The organism is Microcoleus sp. D3_18_C2, assembly GCF_036702395.1.
In the GTDB taxonomy this organism is placed as follows: Bacteria; Cyanobacteriota; Cyanobacteriia; order Cyanobacteriales; family Microcoleaceae; genus Microcoleus.
On sequence record NZ_JAUBTG010000048.1, the window covers coordinates 1 to 25,296 of the forward strand.

At 45.1% G+C, this 25,296-nt stretch carries 15 protein-coding genes; 7 read left to right on the top strand and 8 right to left on the bottom strand.

All coding sequences use genetic code 11. From position 1 onward, the window contains the following. Positions 1 to 63 precede the first annotated feature (63 nt). The 4 genes from QUA88_RS22655 to QUA88_RS22670 all read left to right on the top strand — a co-directional run bounded on the left by QUA88_RS22655 (position 64) and on the right by QUA88_RS22670 (position 5,439). Positions 64 to 1,200, top strand: coding sequence for an AAA family ATPase (locus tag QUA88_RS22655; protein WP_333273953.1), 1,137 nt, complete (start codon positions 64 to 66; stop codon positions 1,198 to 1,200). Between the two features lies 1 nt (position 1,201). Next, positions 1,202 to 3,466 (top strand): WD40 repeat domain-containing protein, encoded by a 2,265-nt coding sequence (locus QUA88_RS22660; RefSeq protein WP_333262536.1) that lies wholly within the window; start codon positions 1,202 to 1,204, stop codon positions 3,464 to 3,466. Further along, positions 3,463 to 4,587 carry an ATP-binding protein gene (locus QUA88_RS22665; RefSeq protein ID WP_333273956.1) on the top strand — a complete coding sequence of 375 codons (1,125 nt, stop codon included), beginning with the start codon at positions 3,463 to 3,465 and terminating at the stop codon, positions 4,585 to 4,587. Before QUA88_RS22660 ends, QUA88_RS22665 begins: the two co-directional genes overlap by 4 nt. Before the next feature lie 270 nt (positions 4,588 to 4,857). After that, positions 4,858 to 5,439: an HAD family hydrolase gene (locus QUA88_RS22670; protein ID WP_333056940.1), complete on the top strand. Its 582-nt coding sequence runs from the start codon at positions 4,858 to 4,860 to the stop codon at positions 5,437 to 5,439. A gap of 15 nt (positions 5,440 to 5,454) precedes the next feature. Here QUA88_RS22670 and QUA88_RS22675 read toward each other — a convergent pair whose 3' ends face one another. From QUA88_RS22675 to ftsH2, 5 genes are all read right to left on the bottom strand, one after another. Beyond that, entirely contained in the window at positions 5,455 to 6,678 is a 1,224-nt protein-coding gene (locus QUA88_RS22675; RefSeq protein ID WP_333273959.1) for an ATP-binding protein, read from the bottom strand. Between the two features lie 6 nt (positions 6,679 to 6,684). Then, positions 6,685 to 9,612, bottom strand: coding sequence for a PAS domain S-box protein (locus QUA88_RS22680; protein ID WP_333273962.1), 2,928 nt, complete (start codon positions 9,610 to 9,612; stop codon positions 6,685 to 6,687). A 259-nt stretch (positions 9,613 to 9,871) separates the two neighbouring features. Continuing rightward, on the bottom strand, positions 9,872 to 11,161 hold the full coding sequence (locus QUA88_RS22685) for an aminopeptidase P N-terminal domain-containing protein (RefSeq protein ID WP_333273965.1): 1,290 nt from the start codon (positions 11,159 to 11,161) through the stop codon (positions 9,872 to 9,874). A 117-nt stretch (positions 11,162 to 11,278) separates the two neighbouring features. Further along, the gene (locus QUA88_RS22690; RefSeq protein ID WP_333211531.1) at positions 11,279 to 11,674 is read right to left on the bottom strand and encodes a hypothetical protein; all 396 of its coding nucleotides are present in this window, start codon (positions 11,672 to 11,674) and stop codon (positions 11,279 to 11,281) included. A 133-nt stretch (positions 11,675 to 11,807) separates the two neighbouring features. After that, the gene (ftsH2, locus tag QUA88_RS22695) at positions 11,808 to 13,694 is read right to left on the bottom strand and encodes an ATP-dependent zinc metalloprotease FtsH2 (protein WP_333056949.1); all 1,887 of its coding nucleotides are present in this window, start codon (positions 13,692 to 13,694) and stop codon (positions 11,808 to 11,810) included. 404 nt (positions 13,695 to 14,098) lie between these two features. Here ftsH2 and QUA88_RS22700 point away from each other — a divergent pair, with 404 nt between their 5' ends. Both QUA88_RS22700 and QUA88_RS22705 read left to right on the top strand, forming a co-directional pair. Further along, entirely contained in the window at positions 14,099 to 15,181 is a 1,083-nt protein-coding gene (locus QUA88_RS22700) for a ParM/StbA family protein (RefSeq protein WP_333041971.1), read from the top strand. Between the two features lie 20 nt (positions 15,182 to 15,201). Next, positions 15,202 to 15,720 (top strand): hypothetical protein, encoded by a 519-nt coding sequence (locus tag QUA88_RS22705; RefSeq protein ID WP_333056950.1) that lies wholly within the window; start codon positions 15,202 to 15,204, stop codon positions 15,718 to 15,720. Between the two features lie 181 nt (positions 15,721 to 15,901). Here QUA88_RS22705 and QUA88_RS22710 read toward each other — a convergent pair whose 3' ends face one another. The 3 genes from QUA88_RS22710 to QUA88_RS22720 all read right to left on the bottom strand — a co-directional run bounded on the left by QUA88_RS22710 (position 15,902) and on the right by QUA88_RS22720 (position 19,097). Continuing rightward, positions 15,902 to 16,825: a hypothetical protein gene (locus QUA88_RS22710; RefSeq protein WP_333056951.1), complete on the bottom strand. Its 924-nt coding sequence runs from the start codon at positions 16,823 to 16,825 to the stop codon at positions 15,902 to 15,904. A 246-nt stretch (positions 16,826 to 17,071) separates the two neighbouring features. Continuing rightward, on the bottom strand, positions 17,072 to 18,469 hold the full coding sequence (gene mgtE / locus QUA88_RS22715) for a magnesium transporter (RefSeq protein ID WP_333056952.1): 1,398 nt from the start codon (positions 18,467 to 18,469) through the stop codon (positions 17,072 to 17,074). A gap of 304 nt (positions 18,470 to 18,773) precedes the next feature. Beyond that, positions 18,774 to 19,097, bottom strand: coding sequence for a hypothetical protein (locus QUA88_RS22720; protein WP_333273970.1), 324 nt, complete (start codon positions 19,095 to 19,097; stop codon positions 18,774 to 18,776). A gap of 674 nt (positions 19,098 to 19,771) precedes the next feature. Here QUA88_RS22720 and QUA88_RS22725 point away from each other — a divergent pair. Next, a complete protein-coding gene (locus QUA88_RS22725) occupies positions 19,772 to 25,261 on the top strand; it encodes a PAS domain S-box protein (protein WP_333273973.1) in 5,490 nt (1,829 codons plus the stop codon). Positions 25,262 to 25,296: the final 35 nt, after the last annotated feature.

Genomic DNA, 25,296 nt, shown 5'->3' on the forward strand with positions numbered 1-25,296 from the left:
GCTTCTAAGAAGGGTGAATTTATCTCAAAATATACTCACCACTGATGAACAGTGTTCAATAAGATGCGTTCCCCCTGGCTGCCACCAGAGTTTCAATCACTTATAGCAGAAAAAATTAAAACCTTTTGCGGCCGCCGATTTGTTTTTGATAATTTTCAGCAATTTGTCAGCGAAAATCCTCACGGTTATTTTACAATCATCGGGGATGCGGGAATGGGCAAAAGTTCGATCGTTGCCAAATACGTCTCCGAACATAAATCTCCCTGCTATTTCAATATTCTCGTCGAACGCCGCAACAGACCAGAATTGTTTTTGAAGAGCATTCGCCAGCAATTAATTGACCGCTATCAATTGCCAAATTCAGAAAATGCCGATTTACCAACTTTACTGGCAAAGGTGGCGGGAAAACTCACTTTGGGCGAACGTTTGGTAATTGCGATAGATGCACTGGATGAAGTCGAACAAGAAGCGGGAGAAAATCTTTTACATTTACCGACTACTCTGCCAGATCGGGTTTATTTCTTGCTGACGAGGCGACCCTATAACCTCGGAAAAAAGCGGCTTTCCGTATCTCCTGGAGTTTTGGTAACCGAGTTAGATTTAAGAGATGAAAAGTATGCTAATTATAATCAAGATGATATCAAAGAATATATTAGATTTGTTATAAATACCGATTCTGAGTATAATAATGGGCTGAGGAACTGGATTCAAAGTCGCAGCATTGCCGATACAGCTTTTGTCGAACAATTGGCAGACAAGAGCGAAAACAATTTTATGTATTTGCGGTATGTTTTGCCAGCAATTGCTAAAGGCGATTACAACGACCTCAGTTTAAAGCAATTGCCCGACGGGCTGCAAGAGTATTATCAAAACCATTGGGTGCGGATGGGGATGGACGCTAAGCCTGGGCAATTGATGGAGATTGTTTTGTATATTTTACTAGAGATTGGCACGCCGATTCCCTGCGAGATGATTGCTGGAATTGCCGGGGTGGATGAATGCGATGTGGCACAGGTTTTAGAAGATGAGTGGGTTGAGTATTTGAAAAAGCAGAATGTAGACGGAAAAATCTGCTACAGCATCTATCATGCGAGTTTCCTTGACTTTCTGAAAGCCCAACGAGAGATGGATTCAAAGCGTAAAATTTTTCAGGAAGTATATCAACGGATTGCTGAGAATTTAGAAAAAGGGATGGCGTGAGATGGGAGAATTTGCTGAGAAGTTAGAGGCCAAACCACTTTTCTTTCAACGTGCTTATCTGGGCAGCTTACTGCCAAATTATATCAAGTCTGGAAAATTAGGAAAATATTATGAAAAGCTGACAGATTTTAACTTCCTGATGGCAAAAATTCAGCATCCTGAGTTTGGAGTGCAGGCACTGATTGATGATTTCCATTTAGTTGACGATTCAGAAGCATTAAGTAACCCAGAGTACAACCCAGAAAAAGCAAAAGCTCTGAACTTGATTCGATCGGTATTGTGGAGATCATCGGATATTTTAGAGCGAGACAAAACGCAACTAGCAGAGCAATTGTGGGGGCGATTGGTACACTTTAAAAAACCACAAATTTATACAATACTGGAGAAAGTAAAGCAACAGAAAATAGGATTTTGGTTGCGTCCTTTGACACCTTGTTTAACTCCCCCTAGCAGGGAAGTAATCCGTACCCTCAAAGGTCACAGACACTGGGTAAATGCAGTAGCCGTCACTGGTGATGGCAAGCAGGCGATTTCTGGTTCCAGAGACAACACCATTAAAATCTGGGATTTAACAACTGGAGAGGAACTGCTTACTCTTACTGGTCACAGAAAAGTGGTAAATGCAGTAGCCGTCATTACTGATGCTAAGCGGGCGATTTCTGGTTCAAGAGACAACACTATTAAAGTCTGGGATTTAACAACTGGAAAGGAACAGTTTACTCTTACTGGTCACAGCAAATCGGTAAATGCAGTAGCCGTCACCGCTGATGGCAAGCGAGCGATTTCTGGTTCCGATGATAAAACTCTCAAAGTCTGGGATTTACAAACAGGAGAAGGATTTTTTACTCTTACTGGTCACAGCAAATTGATAAATGCAATAGCCGTTACTGCGGATGGTAAGCAGGTGGTTTCTGGTTCGAGAGACAAAACCCTCAAAGTTTGGGATTTAACAACTGGAGAGGAACTGCTTACTCTTACTGGTCACAGTGACTGGATAAATGCAGTAGCAGTCACTGCTGATGGTAAGTGGGCGATTTCTGGTTCGAGAGACAAAACCCTCAAAGTCTGGGATTTAACAACTCGAAAGGAACTGTTTACTCTTACTGGTCACAGCAAATCGGTAACAGCAGTAGCCGTTACTGCTGATGGCAAGTGGGCGATTTCTGGTTCGAGAGACAACACCCTCAAAGTCTGGGATTTAACAACTCGAAAGGAACTGTTTACTCTTACTGGTCACAGGCAATCGGTAAAATCAATAGCCGTCACTACTGATGGCAAGCGGGCGATTTCTGGTTCAGATGACAAAACCCTCAAGGTATGGGATTTAACAACAGGAGAGGAACAGTTTACTCTTACGGATCACAGCTACTCGGTAACAGCAGTAGCCGTTACTGCTGATGGCAAGCGGGCGGTTTCTGGTTCGAGAGACAAAACCCTCAAAGTCTGGGATATAACCACTGGAAAGGAACAGTTTACTCTTACGGGTCACAGATACCCGGTAACAGCAGTAGCCGTCACTGCTGATGGCAAGCGGGCGATTTCTGATTCGTCGCGCAACCCCTGTGTTGGTGAAAAGCTGAATCTTTCTGATATAAACAGCACCATTAAAGTATGGGATTTAACAACTAAAAAGGAAATGTTTACTCGCGAAGATAGCCGATTCTTGGAAAATGCACTAGCATTTACTGCTGATGGCAAGCGGGTGCTTTCTCGTTATTTCAAAAGCATCAGAGTCTGGGATTTAACAACTGGAGAGAACCTGTTGATTCTTGCTAATGAGAGTTCCTTGGTAACACCAGTAGCTGTCACTGCTGATGGAAAGTGGGCGATTTCTGGTTCGTGGAACTACATCACAGTCTGGGATTTAAAAACTGGAGAGAAACTGTTTATTCTTGCTGGTCACAGCGACTGTGTAAACGCAGTCGCTGTCACTGCTGATGGCAAGCACGCAATTTCTGCTTCGAGAGACAACACCCTTAAAATCTGGGATTTAACGACTCGAAAGGAACTGTTTACTCTTACCGAACACAGCAAATCGGTAAATGTAGTAGCCGTCACTACTGATGGCAAGCGAGCGATTTCTGGTTCAGATGACAACACCATCAAACTATGGGATTTATCGACTGGAAATCTCATTGCTAGTTTCACCCTTGAAAATCCGATCGCCTCTTGCGCGATCGCCCCCGATGGAGTCACAATTGTCGCAGGCGACGAATCCGGCCGCGTATATTTCCTGCGGCTAGAAGGGATGGAGGAACTAACATGAATTCCTTACCTCTCTCAACTCCCATCTCTACCGATTCTTACCCAAAAGAATTTCAGCAACTCCTGCGAGAAAAAACCGAGAATTTTGCAGGCCGCAAGTTTGTTTTTTCTGCGATATCCGACTTTCTGAACTCCCACAGCCGCGGTTATTTCACAATTGTCGGCACTCCCGGCTGCGGCAAAAGTTCCATCCTCGCCCAATATGTCAGGGCCCATCCTCGCAGTATCTATTACAACGCTGGAGTTGAGGGCAAAAATCGAGCTGAAGATTTTCTCGCTTCTGTCTGCACTCAACTGATTGACAAATACCTTGCCGCCAATGGGGAAACATCCGAAATTCTCAAGCTCAAATCTCAACTTCAAAATCTCGAATCCGATGATGGGAGTTGGTTTCTGTCTTTGTTGCTTCAGCAAATTAGCGATAAATTAGACTCTCGCCAAAAGTTGATAATAGTCATTGATTCTGTAGACGCGATCGCCCGCACCAGTCAGCCTCCCAGCACAAATCTGTTTTATCTGCCGAGATATTTGGGCGATCGTACTTATTTTATCCTCGCCCGCCGCCCGTTTTTGAGAGAGAAATCCGGTTTGTTAATTGAAACTCCCTCCCAAACTCTCGATTTAAGAGATTATCCCGCCCAAAATCGCGAAGATGCCCTGAACTACATTCAGCAATACCTATCAACCGCACCGGATTTAACTCAACCCGAATTCTGCCAACAACTCGCCACTGTCAGCGAAAACAATTTCATGTATCTGAGTCAGATGTTAAGGGCGATCGCCGAGAATTCACGCCCCGATGCTAATCTGGGAGAGTCCTCACTTCTCTCTGAACTTCCTCCCGGTTTAGCAGCGTATTATCAAAACCACTGGCTGCGGATGACAGGTGATGGCTTATCGGCGATCGACTTGTCTGCGATCAATGTTTTGGTAAAATCCCCAACAGGTTTGTCTGTAAGTGCGATCGCCAATATAATTGATCGGGATGAATACGATGTTGAAAAAGTGTTAGACAATTGGATCGAGTTCTTAAATAAACAAGAAATTGGAGGAGAAATTTGCTATAGTTTGTATCATAATAGTTTCCGCGAATGGCTAGGCAAACAATCTATTTTAGAATGATGATGAGGACACGGCGCCGTGTCCATTGGAGTCAACAAACACGTTAAACCGATAGTCCGACAGGGGTTGAAACCCCTGCCTCAAAGCTGAACTCCTCTAAAAGAGGACTAATGAATGAGTCAGTCCTCTTTTAGAGGACTTTCGCTATTAGACAGGGAATTCATTCCCTGGCGGACTGGCGGGTAGGCGGGAGGACTAGCCGACGAAAAGCTTAAGTAATATCAATTCCGATGCCACCGAGTTTTATATTATATCAAAAACAATACAACAATGAAACGAGCAGTATTTCTTGACAGAGATGGCGTCCTCAATATCGAAGCTGGTTACATTCACAAAGTAGAAGATTTGCATTTAATCCCCGGAGTCGCCCAAGCTGTACGCCGTTTAAATGACCAACAAATATTTTGCTGTCTGGTTTCCAATCAATCCGGCCCAGCGAGGAATTATTATCCGGTTAGCCACGTAGAAGCTTTGCACAAACGCCTTTGTCAGCTATTAGAAAATGAAGCAGGAGCCAAGTTAAATGCTCTTTATTACTGTCCTTATTTAAGCGCAGCAGAAGGCGGAACCAACCCAGAATTTACGCGCTATACAACCTGGCGAAAACCCAATACGGGGATGTTGGTAGCGGCCGCTTGGGAACAGGATTTAGATTTGCGAAATAGTTTTATGGTGGGGGATAAAGCGACTGATGTTGATATGGCTCACAATGCCGGCTGTACTGGTATTTTGGTGCAGACTGGTTACGGGGAAAGCGTGTTGAGTGGGGAGTATCAGCACCATACTAAACCGGATTTTATTGCAGCAAATTTAGCGGTGGCGGTGGAGTGGATTTTGCAACAGTTTGATTAGTGTTTGTAGGGGCATTTAAGTTTTTTGCCGTTGAGTCGAACAGGAAAGTGCTACGTAAGGAAGGGCGACGGTGAAGGTTGTACCAACGCCGATTTTGCTTTCGCAGGCGATCGCCCCTCCTTGCAATTCCACAGCTTTTTTAACAATTGTTAATCCCAAACCATTACCTTTAATTTTCCCACTATTCTTGCAGCGGTAGAACATTTCAAATATTTTCCCTACTTCGGTTTCTGGGATGCCGATACCTTGGTCTCGGATACGTATAATTAGTGAGGGAGAGTTAATTTTTGTAAATTGGGAATTGGGAAACAAACACTGAGGAGACAAGCAGAAAATAGCTTCTTTGTCTCCTTCGCTTGCTGGACGGTATTCCAATTCCAAGGTGACTTGTCCGCCGTTTGGGGAATATTTGATGGCGTTGACGATTAAGTTAGAAATAATGCCGTGCAGCAATTGTTGATCTAATATTGCACTGGTAACATCTGACGGGATTAATGTTAGTTTGTGCTTGGCTTCATTTCCTAACTGCAATTGATCGAGCAAGTCTTGACAAAATTCGACTAAATTTATCGGTAATGGATTGCATTTGAGTTGGCCTGCTTCTGCTCGACCCATAAACAGCATATCATCGATTAGCTGGTTCATCTTTTGGGTAGCTGAGTGCACCAGCCGCAGGGTTCTAACTTGGGATTCGTCACTGCTGCGAGTTCGATCGAGAAGTTCCGCAGAGATTAAAATCGCGTTGAGGGGATTCCGCAATTCGTGAGCGGCCATTGAAATATACTGGTTTTGGCGGTGCGATTTTTCTTCCACCGACTCTCTGACTGCTTCCGCGGCTTTGAGAGATTCTCGCATCTTGGTTTCGATTTCGTGTCTGTGCAGGGCAATCTCGATCGCCACCCGCAAATCATTTTGTTGAAATGGTTTGATAATATAACCGAATGGATCTGTAAGTTTCGCTCTTTGCAGCGTTTGATCGTCGGCATAAGCTGTTAAAAATATTGTCGGCACATTCCTATTAGTTCGGATTTTCTCGGCTGCTGTTACCCCGTCCATGTCACCTTTAAGCACGATATCCATCAACACTAAGTCGGGCGGGTTTTCGATCGCTTTTTTAATTGCTTCTTCTCCTGAAGAAACTGTAGCTGTTACTACATATCCCAGTTTTTTTAATCGACCTGCTATGTCTTGGGCTACAATAACTTCGTCTTCTACAACCAAAATTTGTATAGGGTTCATTTTTCGTTAAATACGCTGCCGATAATTTAACTCTTGGAAAATCAGACTGTAGCAGGTTCCACGCTGACTGTCAATGGCAATACTCGCCTCTAATTGGTAAGCCAACATTTTTACTAATCGCAATCCTAATGTTTCAGTATTTTCCAAGTCAAAATTCGCCGAAAATCCGCGACCGTTATCTTGAATAGTTAAATGAAATTGGGAATTATTTATTTCATGAAAATTGATGGATATTTCACCAGCAAGACTTGAGATAAAAGCATATTTTAAAGAGTTAGAGACCAGTTCGTTAATAATTAAACCGCACGGGATTGCTGTTTCTATGTTTAAATAAATGGGGTCAACTTTGAGATTAAATTTGATTGAAGTGTTGCCGCAACCAAAAGATTGATACAAATTAGCAACCAAGTTTTCGACGTAGGGGGAGAGGGCGATCCGATCGAGATGTTCGGATTGATAAAGTTGCTCGTGAATCAGAGCCATTGAATGGATGCGGGTCTGGCTTTCTTCAAATAAAGTTAGCGTCGCTTCGTCTTCAATGTATTGAGCTTGAAGTTGCAGCAAGCTGGAAATTACCTGCATATTATTTTTGACTCGGTGGTGAATTTCTTTGAGCAATACTTCTTTTTCGCGGAGTGCTGCTTGGATGCGGGCATCGGTCAATTTGCGATCGCTGATATCTTCGCCAATACCCGCGATGCGGTAAATTTTACCCGATTCGTCGTAAATGGGAAAAGCTCGATCGCACACCCAGCGAATTGTGCCCTCTGGCAAAAAAATCCGATATTCGGTATTGGTGGACTCGCCCTGCAACACTCGCCCCATTGCCTCTTCCAACAGGATTTTATCTTCTGGATGCACCCACTCCATCATTTTTAATGGATCAGCATACAATTCTTCGCGACTGCGCCCCCAGATTTGTTCGTAAGCTGGACTCAGATACAATAAATCGGTGAATTCTGCAGACATTAGCCAGACGGAATCTTGGATATTTTCTGCTAGCTGGCGGAAGCGTTCTTCACTTTCACGAATGGTTTTTTCTGCCTGTTTGCTTTCACTTATATCTTCTGCAATGCCAACGATGCGGTAAACTTGACCAGCTTGATTTCTAATCGGAAAAGCCCGAGCGCGAATCCAGCGAATTTGGCCGTCAGGTCTGAAAATTCGATATTCGATATCCTTTTCAGACTCCATTTGTTTCGTGAAGGTAGCAATAACGCGGTCGCGATCTTCTGGATGGAAAGACTCTGTAAAAAAGCGCCCGTAAGCATACAAATCAGCACAGCTTCTGCCCCATATTTTTGCATAAGCCGGACTAATATAAATAATTTCCTGGGGTTGAACGTTTACCATCCAAAACACGCTTTCAATGTTTTCTGCTAGCTGTCGGAACCTTTCTTCGCTCTCTTTCAGTGCTGCTTCGGTTTTTTTGCGATCGCTAATATCTTCTGTCACTACTACATTGTAAATTGCCCCACTCAGCGGTTCTTTGATTAGCGATACTGTAATATTTACCCAAACTACAGTGCCGTCTTTGTGCAGCAAGCGTTTTTCCATTTTAAAACTGTCAATTTTTCCGGCAAATAATTTCTTGTTTTGTTCTAAATCTGCATCTATATCTTCTGGGTAAGTAACGTCCATCCAAGTTCGCGACAGCAGTTCGCTCGCACTATATCCCACTATCTCGCAGAATTTTTGATTGACTCGCAAATAGCGGCCTGTTGCGTCAGGGTGCGTAATACCGACTGCCGCTTGTTCGACGGTGGCCCGAAAGCGTTCTTCGCTATCTCTGAGGGTTGCTTCTGCTTTTTTGCGATCGCTAATATCGCGCTGCACGCCAAAATAGCCCACGATTCTGCCGTGGGAATCGTAAATGCAAATATAGTCGCCTTCCACCCAAATTAGAGCCCCGTCAAACTTGCGATTGTCATTTTCGATGTGGATTCTGCCCGCATCAAAAAATTCCCTGATTATCTCTCTGCCACCAGTCAAGTTGTGCGATAACAAAGAGTAAAGCGTGCGACCAATAAACTCTTCCCTAGTACCCCCGTATTGAGCTATCAAAGCATCATTTGCCTTCGTTACCCGCCCGTTAGTAAATACATAATCCAAAACTTTTTCTTTGTCAACTGTATCGTCCCAGTGCACTGGTTCGTCCAGCATCATAAATAAAAAACCATCTAAAGATTGAGAGAAAAACAATTCTAGCTGTTCCTGGCTTTCTCGCAAAGCTTCTTCTGCCTGCCAGCGATAGATAATTTCTTCCCGCAATTGAGTGTTAGCTGTTTTTAAGTCTTCTGTGCGCTTTTGATATTTAATTTTTAGCTGATTTTTGATTTCTTGCAGCGCTATTTCTGCCTGTTTTTTTTCGGTGATATCATGAGTAACTACCATGCCGGCAAAAATTTCTTCTCGGTCGTTTTTGACGGGAACAGTTGTTGTTAAATAAACGCGATCGCCGTATTTATATTCAAAAGTATTCTCTTTTCCTGCCAAAGCAGCGCGATATGTAGTCTCAAAAAGTTGCCAATCTTCAGGTGGCGATGCTTCCCACAATGTTTTGCCTTCCAACAGTTCTTTGGACAAACCAACTACTGCCAAACCTTGGCCGTCAACCAGAGTATAGCGCAAATCGCGATCGAACAAAAACACCGACCCATTGGGATAATGTTTGATGAGAGTTCGGTACATTTCCTGGCTTTTTTCCAGAGATGTGATTAACCCAATGCGATCGTCCTCGATGATATCAAATTCTGTTGCCGAACCCGAAAAGCCAGCATTCTCGACTGCTTTGAGTTGTGCTTCTAATTTCTGGCACAATTCTCTCTGCTGCTGCAAATCCTCTTCTAGTTGTAGAATTTTTGCTTTTTGCTCTGCTACTAATGCTTCGCAGGTTTCCAGAGGTCGATCGATCTTGGTAGGATCAATACACATAATTGCTCTAGGTTTAGCAGTTGCGGACTTGAGCTTTTTCAAGTTAATACTAACTCACATTTTGCACCATTGTCAGCAACAGGCTTTCCGGCCTGTTTCACAAGAAAATTTATCTTTTGTGGAACAGGCCGGAAAGCCTGTTCATAAAAGGCTAATTGAGAAGGGTGCAATATCTCAATACTAACAAAGCTCAAGCCTTTACTGCCAACTTAATTAATCAATCTTTCTTGACTTATCCCCAAAGCCTTCTACTTTTCCTTTATTTAGGAACTCCCGCCGTCAAGACTTCATGACTTTCCAATGTCACCAAAACATCATCTTCAATTCTCACGCCAATACCGCGCCATTTTTCAGGAACCTCCGGCTGTCCTTCAACCGGTTTAATATAAGGAGAAATATAAATCCCCGGTTCCACCGTCAGCACTTGTCCTGCCTGCAAAACTTGCGGATTTTCGCCGTACTGATAAACGCCGACATCATGTACATCCAATCCCAGCCAATGACCAGTGCGGTGCATATAAAATGGCTTGTATTTCTCTTCTTTAATTATCTCTTCAATGTCCCCCACCAAAAGTTTTAAATCCATTAAACCTTCCACCAAAACGCGCACCGCTGTTTCGTGAATTTTGCTGTAAGGATTTCCGGGATATACTTGACTAATTGCCTGCAATTGTGCTTGCAAAACTAAGTCATAAATTATCTGTTGTTCAGTTGTAAATTTGCCACTAACAGGAAAGGTACGAGTAATATCAGCGTTGTAGTAGTCGCAAGCACAACCGGCATCTATTAGCAACAAATCGTTTTCCTGCATTTGGCGGTTGTTTTCGATGTAGTGAAGGACGCAGGAATTGTAGCCGGATGCAACAATTGAAGGGTAAGCGGGAGTGCAGCCATTTAAGCCGAAAGTATGTTCTATTTCAGCTTGAATTTCATATTCGTATCTGCCCGGTTTAGCGAATTCTTGGGCGCGGTTGTGCGCTGCAACTGAGATATTAGCGGCTTTTCGCATTAATGCTAATTCAGTTTCGCTTTTCACCAGCCGCATTGGGTGTAAAATGATGTTGGAATCTTCGATTGCTGTCGGGCCTGTGCCACGTTTGGGATAGGTTGCCATCAAGCGCTGCCAGTGATTGAGGACTGTTTGGTCGAAAGTACGATCGCGCCCGAAGTGATAATATATGCGATCGGCCTTTTCTAAATATTTCGGCAATTTTTCCGCAAGTTCATTAATCGGGAAAGCTTCATCCGCGCCGTACAATTCCTTAGCGCCTTCTACTCCGGCGCGATAACCGTGCCAAGTTTCTTTTTCCAAGTCTTTTGGCTGCACAAACAACACAAATTTGTGTTCTTCGTGGTGTGGCGCGAGCACTGCTACCGCCGCAGCTTCGTTGAAACCGGTTAAGTAGAAAAAATCGCTATCTTGTCGGTAGGCATATTCTACATCGTTGTGCATGACGGCAGCGGGGGCGCTGCGAAATATCGCCGTCCCGCTGCCAATTTTGGCCATTAATTGTTCGCGTCTTTGCCGATATTCGGTGGGGTTTGTCATCCGATTTTAGATTTTAGATTTTAGATTTTAGATTTTAGCCTAAGTCGCGATCGACATTTTAAGTTATTCGATTGGGGATTTTGGATTGCAGCCTAAGTCTCGATCAGCATTTTATGCTTATTCGATCGCCAATTTACAAGTATAGTCAACCAGCCGAGACAAAGATGAGTGGCCATCGACTAAAGTCCATTTCGGAGAGAAATTCGACCAATTTTCGCCATCTTGGCTAACTCTGACAGTTCTCAACTGTCGTTGCTGGCAGTCAACTTCCATTTGCGCCAACAATTTATCGTTACTAAACTCTTGAGTTACTAAAATAGTTCTGACTGGATAAGAGGGAGCACCGGGAATATCGGATTTGCTTAATTCAACGCTGCTGGAGTCGATGCAAATATCTACAAAACATCTTGATTTTTCGGCGCGGACGCTCAAAGTATTGACACCAACACAAATAAAAGCTGCTATAAAAAAAAATGACAAATTCTTAGTATGTAGGGCCAATGTAGTATTCATCTGCGTTAATTGGCGTTTAGGGGCGGTTTAATATTATTGACAGTTTAATAAAAAAGTAGGGACGTGGCAATAGTCTTGCGTCCCTACTTTTTAAAGACACGGCAATGCCGTGTCCCTAATGTTCAAACAAGTATTAAAGCTGAGGAACGTATTGTTCTTTTTCAGGAACAAAAGTGTATTCAGAGACGATTAGGCGCAACTCTTCGCCGTCGATGGTTTCTTTTTCGATCAACAAATCGACTAAGCGATCGATCACGGTGCGATTTTCGCGAATAATTCGGCGGGCGTCGTCGTAGCAGTGATCGACAATTGCTCGAACTTGTCCGTCAATCCGAGAGGCTATTTCTTCGGAATATTCCGATCGCGCTGTGTAGTCGCGGCCGAGGAAAATTTCGCTTTGCTGGGCTTCCAGGGCGATCGGGCCCAAGGTAGACATCCCGTAGCGAGTTACCATTTGGCGCGCCATACCGCTGACTTGCTGCAAGTCGTTGCCGGCACCGGTGGTTACTTCGGCATCGCCGAAAACTACTTCTTCGGCTGCGCGGCCACCTAAAGCACCGCTAATCCGGGCTAAAATTTGCGATCTTGAAATCAAACCTTGGTCTTCGCTGGGCATGAACCAAGTCAAGCCCCGGGCCTGTCCGCGAGGAACTAAGGTAACTTTTTGAACGGGATCGTGGGCTTGAATGATTGTACCGACGATCGCGTGGCCGATTTCGTGGTATGCAATCAAGCGCTTGCTCTTGCTGTCCACCAAAGGAGTGCCTTCCATACCTGCTACCACGCGATCGACTGCATCGTCAATTTCGAGCATCGTAATCGCTTCTTTGCGGCGGCGTGCGGTTAAAATCGCAGCTTCGTTGAGCAAGTTAGCCAAATCAGCGCCGGTAAAACCCGGAGTGCGGCGGGCGATGGCGTCCAGAGAAATCTCTGGAGACAGCTTCTTGTTGCGCGCGTGAACTTCCAAAATTTCCAAGCGGCCTTTGATATCCGGCGTATCTACGGTAACTTGGCGGTCAAAACGTCCCGGACGCAGCAGCGCTGAGTCGAGCACGTCGGGGCGGTTCGTAGCAGCAATGATGATAATGCCAGTATTGCCCTCAAAACCGTCCATTTCGGTCAGCAACTGGTTCAGGGTTTGTTCCCGTTCGTCGTTACCGCCACCGATACCGGCGCCGCGCTGGCGGCCGACTGCATCGATTTCATCGATAAATATGATGCAAGGAGCATTTTCTTTAGCTTTCTTGAACAAGTCCCGAACGCGGGAAGCGCCGACACCGACGAACATTTCGACAAATTCTGAACCGGAGATGCTGAAGAAAGGCACGCCGGCTTCGCCTGCGATCGCTTTTGCCAAGAGGGTTTTACCGGTTCCGGGAGGGCCCACTAGCAGCACGCCTTTGGGAATCTTCGCCCCGACTGCGGTGAAGCGTTCGGGTTTTTTGAGGAATGTCACTACTTCTTGTAGTTCTTCTTTGGCTTCCTCAACGCCTGCTACGTCGTCGAACAGTACGCCTGTTTTAGCTTCCATTTGAAAGCGAGCTTTGGACTTGCCAAAGTTCATGGCTTGGCCAGGGCCCCCTGGCACGTTGCCACCGCGGCGGAAGAGGAAAAACAGCCCTCCTACTAACAAGAGGGGAAATACTAGATTGCCTAAAAGTCCCCAGACAGCGCCGTCGTTGCGTAGTGGGTGAGTGTCGAAGCTGATTTTGGAGTCTCTGAGCCTAGAAACCAGTTCCGGGGCATTTGATGGCAAGTCTACCCGCCACCGCTGCTCGTGATTGTCCAGTTCGGGATCGACTGCTAGGACAATAGCCGTCCGACCTCCGTCGTAAAGGTCAACGCTGGTCACTCGACCGGCGTTTAAGTAATCTAAGAATCGACCGTAGCTCAGGCGGGTGCTGGCGGTGTTCTTGCTCATTTCTGCCGGGGATGGCGCAAAGGCCCCCTGCCACAAGAAAAAGCCGATGACTAAGGCGGGTAAAGTCCAAAGTAGTATAGTTCGCCAAGAAATTTTCATAAACGCGGATGCCTTGAATTGGGGACAGATCGGGTAAGATCGCGGTGTGGGAGAAGTGCGACAAAAGTTTACACTCAGAATCTTAACTAAATTTAACTTAACAATGCACTCTCAGGCAACAGGCCGTATTGCCGCGATCGATCGAGAATACTCCTCGACCGAAACCATCCAGGGTACAAGCCCCCGGACCGCGGCCCCTGTTGTCGCCTCTAAAATCTAAAATCTAAAATCTAAAATCTAAAATCTATTAAGGGCGATCGTCCCGAATATAATGTTTGGTGCTGATTTCGATACCGATCTAGGTAGAGTTAGAAGAATCGCCGCAAAACCCACTGTCTTTAAGCGTGGCAGTGTCAAGGGATAAGGCATGATAATGGTGAGGCTCAGTGAGGTAACACATTTCAATGACAACTAGACAGCTTGTTCCTAATTCGGCTATGCTGACCCAGCAGACTAAAGTCGCTTCTAACAAATCGATTATTAGTGCTGATTTGGGTCGGACGGCAACTAAAGCTTGCGTGAGTCGCAACCCGAGTAGCGTTGTTTTCATCCCTGCCAACGTGGCTACTATGCCCGTAGAAAAGGTGCGGGGCGGCAGCTTTGAGTCCAAAGCAACAGACCCTCTGTTGGATATGTGGCTGGAGTACCAGGGCAAGGGCTACGCGATCGGTCAATTGGCAGCAGATTTTGGCGCTAATCTCGGTGGCGCTGACCAATCGAAAGTAGTAGATGCTTTGGTTAAGGTCTTTTCCTGTGCTGGATATTTCCAGATGAAAGGCGAAATAGCAGTTGTGCTGGGTTTGCCGTTTTATTCGCAGGATCAGTTTGAGAAGGAAAAGGAAGAGATTATCAGCCAACTGCGCTCTCCCCACGTTGTGGTGTACCGGGGCGAGCGGGTGGATATTAACATCAGTCACGTTTGGGTGATGCCGGAAGGGTTCGGCAGCCTGATTTGGTGCGAGGCTCAAGATAACAAGGAGTTTACGCCGGAGTTGCCCGAACTGTCGGTGGCTGTTGTTGATATCGGACACCAAACTACCGATTTGTTAATGGTCGATCGTTTCCGTTTCGCCCGGGCGGCTTCAAAGAGCGATTCCTTCGCAATGAACAAGTTCTACGAACAAGTTGCCTCAAAGATTCCGGGGGCAGACCCTCAATCTCTGTCTTTACTGGAAGCGGTGAATAAACCCGAAGGCCAGCGTTTCTACCGTCCCAGAGGAGCGACTAAGCCGACTAATTTAGATCCGATTATTAAGGACTTGCGGGAGGCTTTCGCTAACGAACTGTCCGAACGTTTGGTGCAGTGGCTGCCGGAACGTGTGACGGATGTGGTTCTGACTGGCGGTGGCGGCGAGTTTTTCTGGGAGGTTTTGCAACCTTTGCTTAAAGACGCCAATCTTAAGGCTCACTTGGCTCAGCCTTCCCGGAAAGCTAATGCTTTGGGACAGTTTATTTATGCTGAGGCTCAGCTAGCCACGATAAAGTAACGCATTAAGGCTTGAACCCTATGGCACTGTGGGCAAAAAATAAGGCGAATTTCTCGGTGGCGTTTACGGAAGATGCTGCGGATCAAACTTTGCTGGCCGCTATTGAAAAAGAGTTGGCTTTCACGAAGTATCAGACTTTCAGCAATCTCTGCAAGCAAGCTTTGTGGCAGTTTTTGTCTGTATCTGAGTCTGCTAGCTCTACACAGAACTTTCAGCGGTTGGAACAGCGTATTGCTGAACTTGTGGTGAAATTTGCTGAGTTTGAGCACAATGTTTCGGCAGAGGAATTAAGCCGTTTGGAGGGACTGGAACATCAACTGAGTCAACTCAGCGCGCAGTTGGATCAGTTGCAGGGGAGTGTTAACAGTAAGTTTGCTCAAGTTTCTTTTGCCCCAGTTTCAAAAGTAGTAGAGCCTGGCCCGATTGAGTCTGACTCTGTGGCGGATGATAATGTAGTGCCTGATGCTGAAGTTGCTCCTCCTCGGAATTCCGATCCTTTGTTGGAGCGTTTAAGTTCTTTGTTACCCCAAGATTTCTAAAATGAGGTAGACCCAGGCTAAAAAGCCTTGAGATGTAATGTTAGTGGCCCGCTGTTAGCAGCCGGTACTGAATACAGAAACAAAGCGATCGCTCTTTTGAAAAAAAAGGGCGATCGTTTTGTTATTGCCGATTTTAGATTTTAGATTTTAGATTTACTCATTTTTGTCTATACCATTCCCATTATTCGATTAATCCTAATTTTTGTAATCGCGAACGAATGGCACTAGGCTGTCGCTGAAATCTCTGAGCTAATTCGTCAATTTGTTGACCGCTAGCGTATTCTTGCTTCAAATTTTCGTCTTCATCCTGACTCCACTTGACATAAGCTCTGGGATATTTCTGGCGAATTTTCTCATTCTGGGTTTTAGGTCGATAACCATTCTTTTGCTCGGCATTCAAACCAGAAACCAACTGTGGGTTAATTTCCCCACCGCGACTAGCTAGCGCCTCTTGCACGCGGTTGGGAATCACAGCAATTTCTTCTGAGAGTTCCGCTAAAGCATTGTCTACTTTTTGCTGAAGTTCTGTTAGCTGCCGCTGCTGCAAATTGCCCCACTGTGGCAGTTCGTTGATAAACTGCTGCAAGTCCAGAATTATTGTGGTCAAAGTTTCGACTTGTTGCAATTCCGGTCGCTGTTTGAATTGGCGGCTGGTGAGTTCGATCTCGCTTTGAATCATTTTAATAGTTTTTTCTAAAATTATTAGTCGCTGGCGCAGGTTCTCAATTGCTGAAATGAGAGAGTGTACGTTTTCTCCAGGCCCAACATTGAGATTTTCGCGAGATGTTTGAGCAACAGCTTCGTCTAAAGCATTTACAGCAAGTTGCAATTGCTCGATCGCGCGATCGGTAGTAGCTGCTTGTTGATTTACGCGATCGAACGTGGCCGCCGTACTTGCTTTAACTTGCTTGTGCAGCTTCTGCCGGTTCACAAAATTCAACACCAACGCAATCACGATCGCGCCTTGAGCATAAACGCTCTGTTCCCAAACCAAACTAGCAGCCAATCCCACAGCAGAGGCAGCAATAAAAACCACTTCAGCAGTTTCTAACAAATTGCTCGACGTGGGATTTTGGATTTTCGTTGGTGAATTGGATGATGACATAGGCTAATACCATTTTAGATTTTAGATTTTAGATTGTAGATTTTAGATTGGGAATGACTGAGGAAGCTCGGAGTTTGGAGCACGGGCCTATAGTTGCATTCTTTTTTTCAACTGGTGCAAGTATGCGGATAAAAATAAAGTACGCGCGACGGCAGATATCCGGTATGTAATCGCACGTAAACCCCGAATTTAGCAGTGGTGAAAAACAGATTAAGTTTTTTATTCACAGCCATGTAATTAAATATATTAAAGCTGCAAAATTTGTCGAGCTAAAGTGAAATAAATCAAGACCCCGAGGACATCAACTGCGGTGGTAATAAAAGGAGCAGACATTAAAGCCGGGTCTAAACCCAAAGAACGAAATAGAAACGGCAGAGCTGAACCGGCAAGAGAAGCTAAAATTGCGATCGCAAACAAACTCACTCCCACCGCGAGTGCCACTGCTAAACTCCCTTGCAGAGTGTAAGCCCAGCCCGTCGCTACAGTTCCCAATATAGCTCCTAGCAGCGCTCCCGCCATCCCCTCGCGAACAATTACTTGAAACGGGCCCATTGCTGTAATTTCATCAGTGTTCAAACCGCGAATTACAACTGTTGAGGACTGAGCTCCGACATTGCCTCCAGTGCCAGTCAGCAGGGGAATAAAGGCTGCTAGGGCGACTACTTGGTTCAAAATATCTTCTTGAGCTCTAATAATTGCGCCGGTGACAGTATTAGTTAAAAGCAGAACAAACAGCCACACGACCCTTTTCCGGGCAACAGTGATTAAATCGGTCTGAAAATAATTGTCGCCGCCGGACTGGACGCCGCCCAAGGTATAAATATCTTTGGCTGCTTCTTGTTCTAAAATGTCGATCGCATCGTCAACTGTAATGATGCCGACCAAACGCTGTTCGCGGTCTACAACGGGCACAGCTAAAAAATCGTAACGCTGGATCAGCCTAGCTACTTCTTCTTGATCCGTTCCTGTTTGAACAGAAACTACGTCGCGGGTCATAATTTCGCCGACGGTTTTGTCGAGGGGCGAAGTGACTAAATCCCGCAGGGATAAAATACCTGTCAAGCTGCGTCCGGCGTCAGTGACGTAAAGAGAATAAATTGTTTCGGTAGTTTTAGCCAAAGAGCGAATTCGGTCTAAAGCTTGGGCGACGGTAAAGCTTTCTTTGAGAGAAATGTATTCCGGGGTCATGATCCGACCGGCGGTACTGGCTTCGTAACCCAAAAGTTGAGCCGTAGCTTCCCGTTCCGTTGGGCTCAATTCACCCAACAGGCGACGGACTAATATTGCCGGCAGTTCGTCAAACAGTTTAGCTCGATCGTCCGGGGACATTTTGTCTACAATGTCAATGACTTCTTGGCGTTTGAATTTTTCGCAGAGGGACTGCTGAACGCTGGAGTCGAGATATTCGTAGACTGCGATTGCTTCGTCTTTGGAAAGCAAGCGGAAAGCTATTACTTGCATGGTTTCTGGCAGGCCTTCGATAGCTTCAGCTATGTCTGCTTCCTGCACCGGGTGCAAAATCGCTTTTGCTCCTTTAAAGTCTCCTTCTTCCAACAGGGCCCTTAACTGCGATCGAACTAATTCCCGCAGTTCTTTTCGAGCGTAGGTGGGTAGAGAAGACGATTGATAATTTTTTTCTGTCACTGATGACCCTCCTAAACCTGTGCTGCGCGCCTTCCTGAATCCAGTTTAGAGCCTATTGACGCCACTGGTTGCAGCGATCGGACTTGCCCTGACAAGATCCGCACCTGACCACGAATTTCAAAGGTAGTACCCGCCACGTGATTTATCCGTGGAATCAATCCCAAATCGAAAATCGAAAATCACTTATTGCCCCCGCATTGATCCGTGGGGTCGCCTCTAAAATCTAAAATCTAAAATCTAAAATCGCGCAATCGATTGACCCCTATTCTTCTGGTGCGCGCCGACCACCTTGCCCGATTTGGGTTCAAATACATTTATCTTGAGCGGCAACACTCATCGGTAGGAAAGGAGAATTGCGCCCCAGCACTTTTTCCAACAGGTTTGTCGAACTTTGATTGCGAATATAATTATTGACTGTTTCTTGCCATTCAGTGTCACTTGCTGGCAATATCATGCCGTAAGAAATGCAGGTTAAAGGCTGCTCCGGTCTCACAGAATATTGGCTTGGAGTTAAACCCTGTCTCAGCGCTTCTCCTACTAACAGCATTCCGTCGCTAGCCAAGGCATCGATTGTTCCTGATACCGCATCTTTTACACCAGACTGTCGGCCCGCGATACCTTCATACAAAGGTGTAGGGCTAGGATTTAGACTCTCATATCAAATCAAGGAACAGGGAACAGGAAAATTCTTTGATGTAGGAATGAGTCTCAAAAGCTGCATCTGAATAGTATATAATTATCACACAACAGATGTGATATTACAAGGTGCGTATGGTGGGATAAAAATTCTCTGCGGTCTTAATTTTATTACGGAATGTTTAAACTTGTATCTTTTCCTTAACCCTTTTATATTCTTTACCAAATCTTTATTTTTTTTGTATAGGGTCTTGTTATCGTTGCTTCAAGCGAGCTTACAGCATTTTGCAACAACAGTGAAATAGCCTTTAGTTAAAAAAGAGGTCTTTATGACACAGTGCCCCTGCTGCTCGAATCAAATGCTCCGTCACGTTCGCCAGCATCAAATCTACTGGTTTTGTCGCCAATGTTGGCAAACAACACCTATTTACAATCTGAACAGATGTTGCTCATCGCCCTCTATAAATCTAGTTAAAGGGCTAGGGGTTAAGGAACAACATTCTTTACCGGTGGAATCTAATAGCTCATTTGAGGGGGTATAAAGTTTAGATATTGCCTTATAACTAACGGGTTTTCCGGCTCAATACTTAGCTCTCTTGCCTCAGTAAATTACCCAATTATAGCCCAATCAATCGAAAACCGCTCTATTCATCTATCGCTTAATTTATGGTGATACATCGACGCAAAGTCATTATAAGTTTAGACCAAACACCAATTAAACGATTGCTACCTCTTTTGCTTGGTGTGGTGGCTTCTTTTGCTGTTTTATTTACGTGGCAACAGCTAACCATCAATGCACAAATTCACATTGAGCAGTTAATTCAGCAGGAAGCCAATGCGATTCAGTCACAACTAACCGAAGGATTATCCATTCGAGTGTTGACGCTTCGGCAAATGGCGAGTCGCTGGCAAGCCAATGGCGGTACACCAAAGGCTCTTTGGGAAGCCGATGCTGAGGCTTATGTAAAGGATTTTTACGGTTATCAGGCGATCGCATTAGTCGATCCATCATTTAAAGTGCGATGGGTTGCACCACTGGCAGGGAATGAGGCAGCGCAAAACCTAGATTTGAATGGGGAACTACGTCGGAAAATTACTTTGCAAGTAGCTCGTGATTTGCGTCAACCTATCTTAAGTGGCAATATTTCACTTGTTCAAGGGGGTAAAGGATTTTTAGCAAGTTTTCCTTTGTTTGTAGGTGAACGGTTTGATGGGTTTATTGTCGGAGTTTTTCAATTTAAAACTCTATTTGAGAGTATTTTAAAAGTGTCATCTGGGTACAATGTGGCTATATATGATGGCCCAAATTTGATCTACGGTCAAAAGTATTTGCCTCAAAAACCCGAGGATAAAACAGTTGTAGTGAAAGCCTATGGTGTAGACTGGAGGATAGAGGTTTTTCCAACTTCATATCTACTAAATAATGTCAAATTTTATTGGCCAAGAGTTGTATTAATTGGTGGTTTAGTTTTAGTTTTGATCCTGATGTGGGTCGTGTATCTCGCACAAATTAGTTATGGCAAAGTCGATAAATTCAAAAAAGCTAATCGCCAGTTGCAATGGGAAATTCACCAGCGAGAACAGGCAGAAATTGCGATCGCCCGACTAGCTGCGATCGTTGAATCTTCGGAAGATGCCATTCTTAGTAAAGATTTAGAGGGTGTAGTTACAAGTTGGAATGTAGGAGCCGAAACAATTTTTGGTTATACAGCGGCCGAAATAGTAGGGCAATCAGGGAGAAAGCTGATTCCCGAAGAATATCGAGAGGAGGAAAACGAAATTCTCGCCAAAATCCAGCGAGGAGAACGCATCAAACACTACGATACCAAGAGGCGGAGGAAAGATGGAACATTAATCGATGTCTCGATGAGTGTCTCCCCCATTAAAGACCAAGCAGGGAATATAATTGGAGCCTCAAAGATTGGCAGGAATATTGCCGATCGCAAACAAGCAGAAGCAGCACTACGTGAAAGTGAAGAACGCTGGGAACTTTCTGTACGCGGGAATAATGACGGCATTTGGGATTGGAATGTTCAAACCAACGAGGTCTTCTTTTCTAGTCGTTGGAAGGAAATGCTGGGCTATGAAGACCATGAAATCCAAAACATTCTAGACGAATGGGCTAATCTGGTACATCCCGATGATTTGGGATGGGTGATGCAAGCCGTTCAAGATCATTTTGCCAAGAAAACTCCTTTCTATATCACAGAACATCGCATTCGCTGCAAAGATGGTTCCTACAAATGGATTTTGGATCGTGGTCAAGCACTTTGGGATGATGCAGGTAACGTAATTCGGATGGCTGGCTCTCACACCGACATTACGGAGCGCAAGCAAGCTGAAGTTGCTTTACAGGTAAGCGAAGCCAGATATCGGCAATTGATCGATAACTTAAATGCGGGTTTTGTGATTCATGGGACAGATACCTGCCTCCAATTATGTAATGAAACAGCCGCTGAATTACTAGGGTTTTCAATTGACCAAATGCTGGGAAAAACAGTGAGCGAGTCGGCATTGCAGTTGGTGCGGGAAGATGGCAGCGTTATCCCCCTAGAACAATATCCCGTGAATCAGGTTTTATCCACTGGAAATTCCATCAAAAATTATGTTTTAGGAATTAAAAAAAGAAGTGATTGTTGTATTTGGGTATTAGTTAATGCCTACCCTGAGTTAAATCAAACTGGTCAAATCCAACGAGTTGTAGTTACGTTTATTGATATTAGCCAGCGCAAAAAAGTAGAACTGGAAATCCAAAAAACGCGCAATTTCTTACAAGCACTGCTGGATAATTTACCGATCGCAATTTTTGTTAAGGACGCACAGCCTAAACGATTTGGGGTATTTCAGTTTTGGAATAAAACCAGCGAACGGTTATTTGGCATTTCAGCGGAACAAGCGATCGGCAAAAGTGGCTATGATTTTTTCCCAACAGAACAGGCTATCTTTTTTGACCAGAAGGATAGAGAAGCCTTTGAGAAAGGTAAGAGTGAGGATATTGCTGAAGAAATCATTGACAGTCATAGTCTCGGAAAACGTTGGCTGCATACGGTGAAGATTCCCATTTTCGACCAGCAGCATCAGCCCCAGTACCTACTTTGTTTTTCCGAAGATATCACCGATCGCAAACACGCAGAAGCAGAGCTTAGAGAACTGAGTGATGTGATGAAAAATGCGCTGTCCGGCATTTCCAAACTGGATGTACAAGGGCGTTACATCTATGTCAATAAAGCATATTCTGACGTGACAGGCTATCAGCCAGAAGAAATGATCGGGATGTCCTGGGAAAAAACCGTAGATCCCGATGAGTTGAAAAAACTCGTTGCAGCCTATGAGCTGATGGTGCAAGAGGGCAGAGTTGAAGTAGAAACCAGAGGGGTTCGTAAAGACGGTTCGGTTTTTTATAAGCAATTGGTGATGATTTCAACTTACGACGAACAGCATCAATTTTTGGGGCATTACTGCTTCATGAAAGATATTAGCGATCGCAAAAAAGCCGAACTTGCACTAGAACAGGAACTCCTGCGGAGTAAAGCCTTCTTCAACACTTCAATGGACGGTGTTGTTGTCATGGATTGGGTCGGAAAAGTTGTCGAAGCTAGTCCCAGTTTTGCTCAAATGCTGGGCTACACCCTAGAAGAAACCCTGAATCTGAGTGTGTTTGATTGGGATGCTGAATGGACGAAGGAAGAACTACAACTTATGCTCCAGAGAGAGGAGGTTATTCCGCTGTTTGAAACGCGACATCGCCGCCCGGATGGTTCTGTATATGACGTGGAAATTAGCTGGAACCGGGTGGAATTACAAGATGAGATGATGAACTTCTGTATCTGCCGGGATATTAGCGATCGCAAACGCAACGAAGCGGAACGCCAACAAGCAGAACAGGCACTCCGAGAGAGTGAAACTCGCTTCCAAGCCTTCATGAATCACAGCCCTGCCCTTGCCTGGATTACCGATGAAAATGGTGTAATGCTCTATGCCAGCCAGACTTATCTCAATACCTTGGAGTTACCCAGTGAGGATGTGATTGGAAAATCCATTTTTGAACTTTACCCTGCCGCCTTCGCCCAACAATATCTAGACAATATCCAAACGGTTGTTGAAACCAACGAGCTAATTGAAACGATTGAGATGGCGTCCCGTCGAGATGGGACTCTGGGTGAGTTTTTGGTTTACAAATTTCTCATCCCCGACTTACCTGGGCAAATGCTAGTAGGTGGTGTGGCGATCGATGTGACACGACAACATCAAGCGGAAACCGCTTTACAACTGAGTGAAGAACGCTTAATGCTGGCACTAGAAGCTTCGGGAGATGGATTATGGGATTGGAAAATTGCAACTGGAGAAGTTTACATTAATTCCTACTACCAGGAGATGCTGGGCTACAAGCCCGGTGAGTTGGTGATGGATGTGAAAGTCTGGGAACAGATGATTCACCCTGATGATAAATGCTGGGTTTTTGAGACTCTCAATAGTAACTTGCAAGATAGCTCTCTCAAATATGCCTTTGACTATCGTGTGCGTTGCAAGTCAGGTGAGTGGAAGTGGATCGCTAACTACGGGAAAATCGTTGCCTACGATGAAGAGGGTAAGCCTTTACGGATGATTGGAACGCATAAAGATATCAGCGATCGCAAACAAAAAGAACTGGCACTGCTGCACGCCATGGAAGCAGCAGAAGCAGCGAATTTGGCAAAAAGTACCTTCCTAGCCAATATGAGCCACGAATTACGCACTCCTCTCAACGTAATTCTAGGATTTGCTCAGGTAATGACCCATGACATCTCTTTAACTCCCAACCAAAAACAAGACCTGCAAACAATTCGACGGAGTGGGGATCACCTCTTGAGTTTGATTAACGATGTGCTGGATCTCTCGAAAATTGAATCGGGACACTGCACAGTTGAACAAAGCGGATTGGACTTAATTGCGCTGCTGCATTCCCTCCGAAATATGTTGGCGGAACGAGCAAGTTCTAAAGGACTTGACTTTTGTTTCGAGATTGCGCCAGAAGTTCCCCAATTTATGATTGTCGATGCTCAAAAACTGCGCCAGGTTTTGCTCAATTTGCTGAGTAATGCCATCAAATTTACCGAGAGGGGAAGCATTACTTTGCAAGTCAGCATTGAGGCGGACGGTACAGGGGCATTAACCACAACTCGGCAGATTCTCCAGTGTGTAGTCGCTGACACAGGTGTAGGGATTGCATCGGTCGAACTCGATACTATCTTCGATGCGTTTGTGCAAGCCCAAGCTGGGAAGCGATCGATCGCCGGTACTGGTCTAGGTCTCACTATTAGCCGCAAATTGTTGGAACTCATGGGCGGAAAAATTTCTGTCAGCAGCACTCTGGGAGAGGGGAGTACCTTCACCTTTACCCTTCCCGTCAGCCCCATCAGTGGAGTTAATGTTACACCGGAAGAGAATAATCGCCTCGTGATTGGGCTGGCTCCCAGTGAACGGGATCGTCGCATTTTGGTGGTTGACGATCAAGCAGAAAATCGCTTGCTAATGGTCAGATTACTGACACAATTAGGATTAGAGGTAAAAGAAGCTACCAACGGACAGCAAGCTGTGCAGATTTGGCAACAATGGCAACCCGACCTAACCTGGATGGACATTCGGATGCCCGTGTTAGATGGATACGAGGCTACGAAGCAAATTCGGGCAATGGAAGACGGACAGAACAGTATCATTATTGCACTTACGGCCCAAGCTTCCCAGAGCGATCGCGCCCTCGCCTTAGCTGCTGGCTGCAACGACTACATCAGCAAGCCCTTCCGGGAACAAACCCTCTTTCTTAAGATGGCCCAATATCTAGGTTTAGAGTATGTATATGAGGAAGAGGACACAGAAAAAGGCGAACGAAGAACAGATTGTTTTCCTTCTGATCTCTGTTCTGTTGCATCTTCCGTTTCAAATTCCCTCGATCCAATGCTTCTGGCGACATTACCAAAAGAATGGGTGGTTGAGTTGGAAGATGCTGCTTTATGTGGGGATGATTTTGCGATCGTTGAACTGGTAGCTGAACTTTCATCAGACCTGGCTCAATTCGGTACTCATCTGACGGAACTCGCCCACCAGTATCAATTTGAGAAAATCCTTAATCTAATTCAAGGTAATTTCCCAAGTGGAATTCCTCCATTGGATTTATAAGCTGTTGTGCAGTTAAACGTTTGATTAGGACTAAG